The sequence below is a fragment of the Mycobacterium sp. E1715 genome (genome assembly GCF_001667625.1).
Classification (GTDB): Bacteria; Actinomycetota; Actinomycetes; order Mycobacteriales; family Mycobacteriaceae; genus Mycobacterium.
The window spans coordinates 1-10,656 of the sequence record NZ_LZJJ01000280.1; the positions used below are offsets into that span (position 1 = coordinate 1).

Here is a 10,656-nt window from a genome sequence, read left to right on the forward strand (position 1 = left end):
GGCGGCGGCGTACGCAGCACAACGTGTACATCCCGTGGTCGATGACGGTCACGCCGATCTCGCAGTCCGACGTGGGCTCCGTCGAGGCGTCCAGCCTCTTCCGGGTCAGCCGGCTCAACTGCTCGATCACGACGAGCGACGGAACGGTCCTCTCGTCGAACACCAACGACGCACCGCAGACGAGCTGCTGATGGTCAGCAGGTATTCGGCGTACCGCCGCGGCGACGACACCATTTCGCCGGACGTGATCGACCGCATCCTGATCGGTGCGTGCGCGGCGATCTGGCTGGTGTTGCTGGGGGTGAGCGTGGCCGCGACCGTCGCGCTGGCGGACTTGGGCCGCGGCTTTCACAAGGCGGCCAGCAACACGCATTCCACCTCGTGGGTGCTGTATGCCGTGATCATCGTGTCCGCGCTGATCATCGCCGGGGCGATTCCGATGCTGATACGGGCGCGCCGGATGGCCCAGACCGACCCGGCCGCCCGGGGGATGACCGCGCCCAGCAGGCCGCCGGTGCGGCTGATGTCGCAGGCGCCGCGCACCGCGGCCGAGCGGGCGCGGCAACCGCGGCCCCAGGCGCCGGCTCCGGCGGGAGATTCCGACTGGTCGGGTGAGACCGTCGATCGGGTCTGGTTGCGCGGCACCGTGCTGTTGGTGACCGCGCTGGGCGGGGCGCTGGTCGCGGTGGCGACGGCCACCTACCTGATGGCCGTGGGCCACGACGGCCCGTCCTGGGCCGCGTACGCAGTCGCCGGTGTCGTCACCGCCGGGATGCCGGCGATCGAATGGCTGCACGTTCGCCAGCTGCGCCGGGTCGTCGACGGGGGGTAGGCGCCGGTCAGGACGCCTTGCCGTACCGGCGAACCGATTCGTCCTCGCCGAAGGTGCCGGTGTGTTGCGCGCCGTTGGCGTCGCGGCCGAAGAACGTCCAGCGCCGCGGGGTCGTCTGCGGTCCGCTGATCATCTTGACGGTGTAGCGCAGCTGCGTGGGACGCAGCGTGCCGATGATGTCACCGACGCGGATCTTCGAGGGATGGATCTCTGGCGCGTCGGCCCAGTCCTGTATTGCCATTACGCCCGTCCTCACCGTTTCGGCCCCCCGCTCACCAGGACAGCGCCACGGTCAGGCACCCACAACTCTAGTGGACCGGCGGGGCCGAGCCGGTTGCCGCGACACCGGGGCGATTCCGGCGTCGGTGGGGTCACCCTGGCCGTCCCGACAGGTCACCGGGGGCGTAGCGTCGACGGCGAGCCGTTTCGTTGTCAGCGGTGGTCCGTGCGATCGGTGCGGGTGCCACCCACGGGCAATGCGATTCCTCCGTCCGCCCCGCGCCCGCCGGGGCGAACGACGCCGACGTGAAGGAAACCGCCCGTGGATGCCACAACCGGCCACGACCGCCGAGCCCGTCGATGAGCGCGCCGGAACGCCGACGTCGAGCCAACCCCGTCCGGCTGTCGGTGGGGCGTGAGCTCGGGCGGGCGATCGACGGCGCGTGGTGGCCACGCGCGGACCGCATCACCAACGAGTTGCCCGAGCTGATCGCCGTCCTGACCCCGTTGCTTGGGGAGGTCGAGTCCATCAACGTCAACTGGCCACCGCTGCAGCGGCCGCCCGACCTGAACTGGTCCGGATGGGAACGGAAACGTCAGCACGTGATGACCGTCATCGGGGCCGACGCACGCGTCAACCTGCTGGTCATCCCGTACGCGACCTACAGCGCGCTCGCCCTGATGGTGTTGCGCTGCGCGGCCGACCTACCCGTCGAGGCGCGCGACCAGGTGAAGCCGGCGTTTCTGACCGCCGGCTCCATCCTGCGGGCCGCGCACCAACAGTGCGGCACGGCTGTCACCGAACCAGCGCGAGGCTAGTGGTGCTCGCCGTTCTTGCCGTTTGAACCGACGGTGCTCTCCTGGTGCTCGCGCAGGGCGGTGAGGGCGCGTTGCTCCGAGCTGTGTGCCGCCTCGCGCAGCGCCGCATCCTCCGACACCGGGTCGGCGAACAGGAAGCTGCCGTGCCCGGGTGAACCCGCCGAGCCCAGCTTGTTCATCCGCTTCGGCAGTGCCGCGCCCTGATACTCGAGCGGTAGCGGGTGGCCGTGGTCGTCGACCGGGCCGAGCGGCTGATGCAGCTCGATGTACGCGCCATGCGGCAGCCGCTTGATGATGCCCGTCTCGATGCCGTGCGCCAGCACCTCCCGGTCGCTGCGCTGCAGCGCCACGCACCACCGGTAGGCGATGAAGTAGACCACCGGCGGCAGGACCACCATTCCGATGCGGCCGATCCAGGTCGTCGCGTTCAGCGAGATCTGGAACTTCAACGCGATGATGTCGTTCATCGCGCTGAGCGTCAGCACCATGTAGAACGCGATCGCCATCGCACCGATCGCGGTGCGCACCGGGGCGTCACGCGGCCGCTGCAGCAGGTTGTGGTGGGCGTAGTCGCCGCTGAACCGCTTCTCCAAGAAGGGGTAGACGATCAGCAGGACGAAGATCAGGCCCATCAGCAGCGCCACCCAGACGGGCGCCGGAATGGTGTGGTGCCAGAAGTAGAACTCCCACGGCGGCCAGATACGCGCCAGGCCTTCGGTCCACATCATGTAAAAGTCGGGCTGTGAGCCGGCGGAGACGTGAGATGGCTTGTAGGGGCCCAGGTTCCAGATCGGGTTGATCTGCAACAGCCCACCCATCAGGCCGAGCACTCCCACGATCGCGGCGAAGAACGCGCCGGATTTCACCGCGAAGATCGGCATCACGCGCACGCCCACGACGTTCTGCTCCGTGCGGCCCGGGCCGGGGAACTGGGTGTGCTTCTGGAACCAGACCATCGCGAGGTGCAGCCCGATCAGCGCCAGGATGATCCCGGGGAGCAGCAGGATGTGCAGCGCGTACATCCGCGGGATGATGGTGCCCACCGTCGCGCACTCGTTGCCGATGCCGCCGCAGGGGAAGTCGCCGCCGAACAGCGCCCAGTGCAGCCAGGTGCCGATCACCGGCATCCCGAGCGTGATCGAGGACAGCGCGGCGCGCAGGCCGATACCCGACAACAGGTCGTCGGGCAGCGAGTAGCCGAAGTACCCCTCGAACATCGCCAGGATCAGCAGCAGCGAGCCGATCACCCAGTTCGCCTCGCGGGGCCGCCGGAACGCGCCGGTGAAGAAGATGCGGGCCAGGTGGACCATGATGGAGGCGGCGAAAATCAAAGCGGCCCAGTGGTGTACCTGCCGAACGAACAGGCCGCCACGCACCTCGAACGAGATGTCCAGGGTCGAGGCGAACGCCTTGGACATGTCCACGCCGCGCAGCGGCTGGTAGGCGCCGTTGTAGGTGACCTCGGCCATGGACGGGTCGAAGAACAGCGTCAGGTACACGCCGGTGAGCAGCAGCACGATGAAGCTGTACATCGCGATCTCACCCAACAGGAACGACCAGTGCGTCGGGAAGACCTTGTTCAGCTGCCTGCGCACCGCCGCCGAGGGGTGATAGCGAGTGTCGATGTCCTCGCCCTGACGGGCCAGAACATCGCCGATCTTCGGCGGTTTCGGGGGACTCAGTTTGGGACTCATGTTGTCGTCCTCTCCCAGAATGCCGGTCCGACGGGTTCGACGAAGTCACCGTTGGCGACCAGATACCCGTTGGAGTCGATCGTGATGGGCAGTTGCGCCAGCGCACGGGCCGCCGGGCCGAAGATCGGCTTGGCGAAGTGCAGGGCGTCGAACTGCGACTGGTGGCAGGGGCACAGGATTCGGTAGGACTGCTCCTCGTACAGCGACGCGGGGCAACCGAGGTGCGAGCAGACCTTGGTGTAGGCGAACAACTCGCCGAAGTTGAAGCTCTCCTGGCCCTGGCGCTTGACCACCCGCGGCATGTCCGTGGGCCGGATCCGGATGAGCATCACGGGGTTTCGGACGCCCTGGTTGATCGCCCGCAGCTTCTCCTGCGATTCCGGCGTGGTGCCGTCACCGTCGGATTCCCGCCACGGGAACACGGTCTCCATGCCGCCTGCGTCGAGGTCTTCGGGCCGCATCTTGATGAACGGCGACGCGCCTGCGGAGCCGGTGGCCCGCGCGAGGAAGATGGTCTCGCCCGCGTACCGCGGGGTCCACCCGGACGTCCACAGCACCGCCTTCTTCCCGTTTGCGGTGGGCACCACCGGTTTCCACGGGTTCTTGATCAGGCCGCCGGCGAAGGCCACCAGGGTCGACAGGCCGAACGCGCCGAGGCCCAGCCCCAGCGACGCCCCGATCACCTTGCGGCGGCGGACGGTCGAGCCCTCCAGGGCGTCGGTCAGGTTCGCTACCACCGTCTTGCGGTCGACGTCCCGCGAGGCGCCGTCGTGGCGCTGCTGGATCGAAATCTCTTCCGGGATAAACCGTTTCTGGTAGAGGATGGTGCCGATCGCGATCGACAGGATCGACATCCCGAAGGTCAGCCCGTACAGCGGGGTGGCCAGGTCGTAGAGCAGGCTGCCCGCGGCGCTCTTGGGCTTGTACTCCCACGGCCAGAACAGGAAGACCAGCAGCAGCGCCAGGCCGAAGCCGCCGCCGAGCAGCAGCCACAGGGCGACCCCACGCTCGGCGCGCTTCTCGGCCTTGGTGCCCTCGACGGGCCAGCGGGGTTCCTTGACGATCGTCTCGACGCCGTCGAGCTTGCCGCCCAGCGCCACCAGCTCGTCGCGCGACATGGCCGCCAGCGCGGCGTCGTCGGGTTCCCTCTCGCCGACACCATGGGCGGTTCCGCCGGTGTCGGAGCCGCGAACGTCCTTTTCGCTCATGATGCTCGTGCCCCAATCCACAGTGCCAAACCGATGGCGGCGACCATCCCGATGATCCACGCCGCCATGCCCTCGGGCGCGGGCCCGAAGCCGCCGAGGCCGTAGCCGCCGGGCTGGCGCTCCTCGGTGACCGCCTTGATGTAGCCGATGATGTCCTTCTTGGCTTCGAAGGACAGCTGGCCGTCGGAGAACTTCGGCATGTTCTGCGGGCCGGTCCGCATCGCCGCCAGGATCTGCTGCTCGTTGGCCGGCTCGAGCGGCGGCGCGTACTTGCCCGACGACAGCGCCCCGCCCTTGCCGGTGAAGTTGTGGCAGGAGGAGCAGTTCAGCCGGAACAAGTCACCGCCGCGGCCCAGGTCCTCGCCGCGCAGCGACTTCATGGCCAGGCTGCCGTCGGGGTTGCGCACCGTGGTCGGGCCGCCGCCGTTGGCCTGCACGTAGGCGCCCAGGGCGTCGACCTGCGCCTCGTCGAAGATCGGCTCCTTGCGCGGCGCCTGGGCCTCGCCCGTCATCGCGGGCATCCGGCCGGTGGACACCTGGAAGTAGACGGCCTCCTCGCCGACCCCGATCAGGCTGGGGCCGCGGTCGGGCACGCCCTGCAGGTTGGCGCCGTGGCAAGAGACGCACGACGTCTCGAACAGCTGCTTGCCGGTCCGCAGCAGCGCCGAGGACGACTCGTCGGCGACGGCCACCTGCGGGCGCGGCGTCAGCACGGCCGCCAGCCCGCCGGCGATGGTCAGCGCGATCAGCAGCAGCAGCCCGCCGGACAAGCGGCGGCGCAGCCGCCGCCGGGAGCGATCACTCGCTGCTTTTCGCGGCTTCCGGTTTCGCATGGACCCCAGCTTCTTCAACCGAGCACTCCTGTTCATTCCGTTATTCGGAGCCGTCGGCTCATCGGATGAAATAGATCACGGTGAACAGCGCGATCCACACGATGTCGACGAAATGCCAGTAGTAGGACACGACGATGCTCGCGGTGGCCTGCGCCGGAGTGAACTTGCTCATCGCGGTGCGGGCCAGCAGGAAGATGAACGCGATCAGACCGCCGGTGACGTGCAGCCCGTGGAAACCGGTCGCCAGGTAGAAGACGCTGCCGTAGGCGCTGCCCGGAATCGTCGTGCCGTGGGTGGCCAGGTGGTAGTACTCGTAGCCCTGCCCGCAAACGAAGAACAGGCCCATCAGGAAGGTGATCACGTACCACCGGCGCAGCCCGAAGACGTCGCCGCGTTCGGCCGCGAACACGCCCATCTGGCAGGTGAACGACGACGCGATCAGCACCAGCGTCACCGGTACGGCCTGATAGAGGTTGAGTTCGGTCGGCGGCGGCGGCCACTTTCCGCCCGACTGCGCACGCGCGGTGAAGTACATCGCGAACAGGCCGGCAAAGAACATCAGCTCGCTGGAGAGCCAAACGATGGTGCCGACACTGACCATGTTGGGTCGATTCAACGAATGAACCCGCGACGTGATTGCAGTACCTGAGGTCCCTACAGCGCTGGTCACATCCGCAAGTATGACGCTTTGTAGTTGTTGAACTCCACCCGGGGCGGCATTTGATGTTTTCGCGTCGCGACCACGGCGGGAGCGGGCGGCCGTATGCGACGGTTGGGGGAGGTTCGGTCCTCGTGGGACCATCGGCGCGTGGCTCTGTCATCTGAGGCTTCATCCCTCGGGGGTTCCGCCGCGGGCGCGGCGGGAACGGCGCCGTCGTGGCCGCGGATCCTGGGCCGGTTGACCGACCGCCACGATCTGCCCCGCGGCCAGGCAGCCTGGGCCATGGCCCAGATCATGTCCGGCGACGCGAGCCCGGCCCAGGTCGCCGCCTTCGCGGTGGCGATGAAGATGAAGGTGCCCACCTCGGCCGAGGTCAGCGAGCTGGCCGAGGTCATGCTGAGCCACGCCCGCCCGCTGCCCGCGGGCGTGCGCGACATCGCCTCCGGTGCCGTCGACATCGTCGGAACCGGTGGTGACGGCGCCAACACCTTCAACTTGTCCACCATGGCGGCGATCGTGGTCGCCGCCGCGGGCGTGCCGGTGGTCAAACACGGCAACCGCGCGTCGTCGTCGCTCGCCGGCGGCGCCGACACGCTGGAGGCGCTCGGGGTGCGCATCGAGCTCGAACCCGAGCAGGTCGCGCGGAGCCTCGCGGAGGTGGGCATCGGGTTCTGCTTCGCGCCGCTGTTTCACCCGTCGTACCGGCACGCGTCCGCGGCGCGCCGCGAGATCGGCGTGCCGACGGTGTTCAATCTTCTTGGGCCGCTTACCAATCCGGCCAGGCCGCGGGCGGGCTTGATCGGCTGCGCATTCGCCGACCTGGCCGAGGTGATGGCGGGGGTGTTCGCCGGTCGCCGGTCCAGCGTGCTGGTGGTGCACGGCGACGACGGGCTCGACGAGCTGACCACGACCACCACCAGCACGATTTGGCGCGTGCAGGCCGGCACGGTGGACAGGCTGACCTTCGATCCGGCCGGCTTCGGTTTCGCCCGAGCCGATCTGGGCGATCTGCTGGGCGGCGACGCGCAAGCCAACGCGGCGGAGGTGCGCGCGGTGCTGGCCGGCGGAAAGGGCCCGGTCCGGGACGCCGTCGTGCTCAACGCCGCCGGTGCGATCGTCGCGCACGCCGGGCTATCCAGCCGCGCTGAATGGTTGCCGGCGTGGGAGGACGGGCTGCGGCGCGCCGGCGCGGCGATCGATTCCGGTGCGGCCGAACAGCTGCTGGCGCGATGGGTGCGGTTCGGCCAGCAGGTCTGAATCACGTTGGGCCGCTTGCTCGTACGCCAACCGGGCCGAGCGCGCCGAGGCCGCCCACGCCGCCCACCCGCCGGCGGAGCGCAACGGTGACGCCCACCCCGCCGCGTCGGGGGAGTCGTCGACGCGGACGATGCGCACCCCCGGGCCGGCCAGCCAGCGCGCGATGAGGGCGGACTCCTCCACCAGCGCACCGCCGAGCGGGGCCGGGCTCGGCAGAATCGCTTGTGCCCCAGCCACAATCGCGTCGACCACCGGCATCGGGGGCACCCCGCGCCGGGCGGAGCCCGCCGCCGCGAGCTGGCCGTGCCGGACGACGGCGAGGTGGTAGCCGCCCTGTCCGTCGGGCGCGGCCGCGATCAGCTCGGGCAGCGCGGCCAGGGCGCGCAGCCGCTGGCCGCGCCACAGGGTCTCGACGGCTGTGGCGGTGCGGTCGCGCAGGCGGGCGGCGCTCTCGAAGTGGCGGCGGTCGGCCAGCGCCGCGACCTGGTCCACGGCGGCGGCCAGGGCGGCATTCTCCAGGCCGTCGATCAAGGCGGTGGCGTGCGCGACGGCCGCGGCGTATTGGGTCGCCGTGACGCCGCGCGCCGCGGGGCACGGCGAGACCTCGACCTCGGCGCAGGCCGGGCCGTGCAGGACCGAGCGCCCCAGCCGGGCGGTGCAGGTCCGCAGCCCGGTGAAGCGGGCCAGCAGGGCGGCCGTGTCGGCGGCGTCGGCACGCGAGCGGAACGGGCCGACGGCGCGGTCATGGCGGGGCGCCCGCACCACCGCGAGCCGCGGGAACGCCTCGTCGGTGAGCGCCACCCACCACCATCGGTGCGGGAACCGCGACCGGCGGTTGTAGGGCGGGGCGTGCGCGGCCAGCAGCCGCAGTTCGCGGACGCCGGCCTCCAGGGCGTGGGCGCACTCGACGTGGTCGACCGAGGTGGCCAGGTTGACCATCTCCTTCATCCGGCCGCGCGGGTCCGCGCCGGTGAAGTACTGGCCGACCCGGCGGCGCAGGTCGACGGCGGTGCCGACGTAGAGCACCTCGCCCGACGGCCCGCGGAACAGGTAGACGCCAGGCCGGCGGGGCAGGCCCTCGGCGAGGACCCGCTTGCGCCGCTGGGCCGGCGTCACGTCCGGCAGGTAGGCGCGCAGGTCGGCGTAGGTGTGCACGCCCTGATTGCCCACCCGCTCGATGAGGGCGTGCAGCACGTCGACGGTGGCGCGCGCGTCGTCGAGGGCGCGGTGGGTGGGCTGTGTGGCGACGGCGAACAGCCGCGCCAGGGCGGCCAGCCGCACGCTGGGGGCTTCCTCGCGGCTGAGCACCCGGCGGGCCAGCCGCACCGTGCACAGCACCCGCGGTCGGGGCCAGGCGATGTCGCACCGCGCCGCCGCGGCGCGCAGGAACCCGATGTCGAACCCGGCGTTGTGCGCGACCAGCACCGCGTCCCCGGCGAACTCGAGGAACATCGGCAACACCGCGTCGATCCTCGGAGCGTCGGACACCATCGCGGTGGTGATGCCGGTCAGCTGCACGACCTGCGGCGGGATGCTGCGTTCCGGGTCGACGAGCGTGGCAAACTCGCCGAGCACCACGCCGCCGCGAACCTTGACCGCGCCGATCTCGGTGATGGCGTCGGGGGCGCTTCCGTCCGTGCCCTTGGTGCGGCCGCCGGTGGTTTCCAGGTCCACCACCACGAATGTGGTGTCGCGCAGCGGGGCGTCGGCGGTGGCAAAGGGCGACCCCAAGTCGGCGAAGCTGAGCTGAGTCGCACCACCGGCACCCATGGCCGCGAGGTTAAGCGCGACCACCGACACCCGCGCGGCTCCCACGCCGGGGCGAGTCGAGCCTGTTGCCAGCCGAAACGCGGTGCCGGCTGGTTGTCGGTGGCTGCGGTTACCGTTCGGACAGTCCGACCTGACGTTCACCCAGCCCGACCGAGAGGACCGATCCCGATGGCACGAAGCAGCAGACCCGACGGCTACGGCGCGAAGGCGCCGGATGCGGGCGCCCCGGTGGTGATCGACTGCGACGACTGCGCGGTGCGCGGGCCCGGGTGCCGCGATTGCGTAGTCAGCGTGATACTCGGGGTCCCGGAAACTTTGTTGGAAGACGAATGCGCTGCATTGGCGGTGCTCGCCGATGTCGGCCTGGCGCCGCGATTGCGGCTGGTGCCCATCCGCCGCGAGCACGATTCGGGCGTCGCCTAGGATGCTTTGTGTGCCAAAGGCTTACGAGGGGGTCAGCGTCGTTCACACGATAATGACAGAAATCTATCCAATTTCTTAACCGCTCGCTTTGGACAAACGTCGATATCGTTTCGTAACCTGTTTGAGACCTAAACCAGCTCGACGGCGCGAGGGCGCGTCGGTGGCCGTTTAAGGAAGCAAAATCTTGAGGCTTGACTCTAGATACCCGTTTGCGCGTGTCCTCACACGAACTGCCATCGGGACGCTAGCGGGCTTCACTGTGTTAACGGGTGTCCTTGCTGCGCACGTCTCGGCCGACCCGGCCGACGACGCGCTGGCGAAACTCAACGAGTTGTCCCGCCAGGCCGAGCAGACCACCGAGGCGATGCACAGCGCGCAGCTCGACCTCAACGACAAGTTGGCGGCCCAGCGGGCGGCGGACAAGAAGCACGACGACGCGCAGGCCGCCGTCGACGCCGCCAAGGCTCGGTTGGCGTCCTACCAGAGCGCCGTCAACAAACTCGCCGCCGCCACCTACATGGGCGGCCGCGTGGACGGCATGACGGCCATGTTGACCGCCGGGTCGCCGCAGGGGCTGATCGACAAGCTGGCCATGCAGCGCCAGATGGCGACGCAGATGGCCGACCAGATGAGGAACTTCCGGGTCGCCAACGAGCTTGCCGCCAAGGCCGAGCGGGATTCCGCCAAGTCCGCCGCCGACGCCAAGAGCGCGGCGGAGCAGGCCGCCGCGGTGCGAGCGAGCCTGCAGTCCAAGCAAAGTCAGCTGCAGGTGCAGATCGCGGTCGTCAAGTCGCAGTACGTCTCGCTGTCGCCCGAGCAGCGCACGGCGCTCGCCGATCCCGGGCCCATCCCGGCCGGTCTCCCGGCACCCGGCGCGCCCGCGCCGGAGGCCGGCGTCCGCGAACTGCGGCTGCTGGCCGCGCACGCCCCGCCCTACAAC

The 10,656-nt window shown here is 69.8% G+C and carries 9 protein-coding genes and 3 pseudogenes; 6 read left to right on the forward strand and 6 right to left on the reverse strand.

Going from position 1 to position 10,656, the window contains the following annotated elements; genetic code table 11:
* Positions 1-191: pseudogene (locus A9X03_RS28485) on the forward strand (hypothetical protein); the annotation flags it as partial.
* Positions 191-832 (forward strand): DUF2561 family protein, encoded by a 642-nt coding sequence (locus A9X03_RS14280; protein WP_068018171.1) that lies wholly within the window; start codon positions 191-193, stop codon positions 830-832. The pseudogene A9X03_RS28485 and the gene A9X03_RS14280, both read left to right, overlap by 1 nt.
* A gap of 7 nt (positions 833-839) precedes the next feature.
* On the opposite strand, the gene A9X03_RS14285 is transcribed toward A9X03_RS14280, so the two are convergent.
* Entirely contained in the window at positions 840-1,073 is a 234-nt protein-coding gene (locus tag A9X03_RS14285; RefSeq protein ID WP_067758499.1) for a hypothetical protein, read from the reverse strand.
* A 338-nt stretch (positions 1,074-1,411) separates the two neighbouring features.
* Between A9X03_RS14285 and A9X03_RS14290 the strand changes: the two genes are divergently transcribed.
* On the forward strand, positions 1,412-1,870 hold the full coding sequence (locus A9X03_RS14290; RefSeq protein WP_067758662.1) for a DUF5994 family protein: 459 nt from the start codon (positions 1,412-1,414) through the stop codon (positions 1,868-1,870).
* On the opposite strand, the gene A9X03_RS14295 is transcribed toward A9X03_RS14290, so the two are convergent.
* Genes A9X03_RS14295 through A9X03_RS14310 form a run of 4 tightly spaced genes read right to left on the reverse strand, consistent with a single transcriptional unit; the run spans position 1,867 to position 6,275 of the window.
* Positions 1,867-3,564 carry a cytochrome bc complex cytochrome b subunit gene (locus tag A9X03_RS14295; protein ID WP_067758502.1) on the reverse strand — a complete coding sequence of 566 codons (1,698 nt, stop codon included), beginning with the start codon at positions 3,562-3,564 and terminating at the stop codon, positions 1,867-1,869. The genes A9X03_RS14290 and A9X03_RS14295 overlap by 4 nt on opposite strands.
* A complete protein-coding gene (locus A9X03_RS14300; protein ID WP_067758505.1) occupies positions 3,561-4,772 on the reverse strand; it encodes a ubiquinol-cytochrome c reductase iron-sulfur subunit in 1,212 nt (403 codons plus the stop codon). Before A9X03_RS14300 ends, A9X03_RS14295 begins: the two co-directional genes overlap by 4 nt.
* A complete protein-coding gene (locus A9X03_RS14305; protein WP_082950336.1) occupies positions 4,769-5,623 on the reverse strand; it encodes a cytochrome c in 855 nt (284 codons plus the stop codon). Before A9X03_RS14305 ends, A9X03_RS14300 begins: the two co-directional genes overlap by 4 nt.
* A gap of 40 nt (positions 5,624-5,663) precedes the next feature.
* Complete coding sequence (locus tag A9X03_RS14310; protein ID WP_067274561.1) at positions 5,664-6,275, reverse strand: heme-copper oxidase subunit III; 612 nt, start codon at positions 6,273-6,275, stop codon at positions 5,664-5,666.
* Between the two features lie 138 nt (positions 6,276-6,413).
* Between A9X03_RS14310 and trpD the strand changes: the two genes are divergently transcribed.
* Positions 6,414-7,523, forward strand: coding sequence for an anthranilate phosphoribosyltransferase (gene trpD / locus A9X03_RS28490; RefSeq protein ID WP_231968675.1), 1,110 nt, complete (start codon positions 6,414-6,416; stop codon positions 7,521-7,523).
* On the opposite strand, the pseudogene A9X03_RS14315 reads toward trpD, so the two are convergent.
* Positions 7,461-9,293: pseudogene (locus A9X03_RS14315) on the reverse strand (DEDD exonuclease domain-containing protein); the annotation flags it as partial. The gene trpD and the pseudogene A9X03_RS14315 overlap by 63 nt on opposite strands.
* A gap of 168 nt (positions 9,294-9,461) precedes the next feature.
* Between A9X03_RS14315 and A9X03_RS14320 the strand changes: the two are divergent.
* Positions 9,462-9,716 (forward strand): hypothetical protein, encoded by a 255-nt coding sequence (locus tag A9X03_RS14320; RefSeq protein WP_067758511.1) that lies wholly within the window; start codon positions 9,462-9,464, stop codon positions 9,714-9,716.
* 184 nt (positions 9,717-9,900) lie between these two features.
* Positions 9,901-10,656 (forward strand): annotated as a pseudogene (locus A9X03_RS14325) (endopeptidase); the annotation flags it as partial.

Excerpts from the sequence above, each read along its gene's own strand:
- A9X03_RS14320 (WP_067758511.1), top strand. The coding sequence starts at position 9,462 with ATGGCACGAAGCAGCAGACCCGACGGCTACGGCGCGAAGGCGCCGGAT.
- A9X03_RS14290 (WP_067758662.1), top strand. The coding sequence starts at position 1,412 with ATGAGCGCGCCGGAACGCCGACGTCGAGCCAACCCCGTCCGGCTGTCG.
- A9X03_RS14285 (WP_067758499.1), bottom strand. The coding sequence starts at position 1,073 with ATGGCAATACAGGACTGGGCCGACGCGCCAGAGATCCATCCCTCGAAG.
- A9X03_RS14300 (WP_067758505.1), bottom strand. The coding sequence starts at position 4,772 with ATGAGCGAAAAGGACGTTCGCGGCTCCGACACCGGCGGAACCGCCCAT.
- A9X03_RS14295 (WP_067758502.1), bottom strand. The coding sequence starts at position 3,564 with ATGAGTCCCAAACTGAGTCCCCCGAAACCGCCGAAGATCGGCGATGTT.
- A9X03_RS14280 (WP_068018171.1), top strand. The coding sequence starts at position 191 with ATGGTCAGCAGGTATTCGGCGTACCGCCGCGGCGACGACACCATTTCG.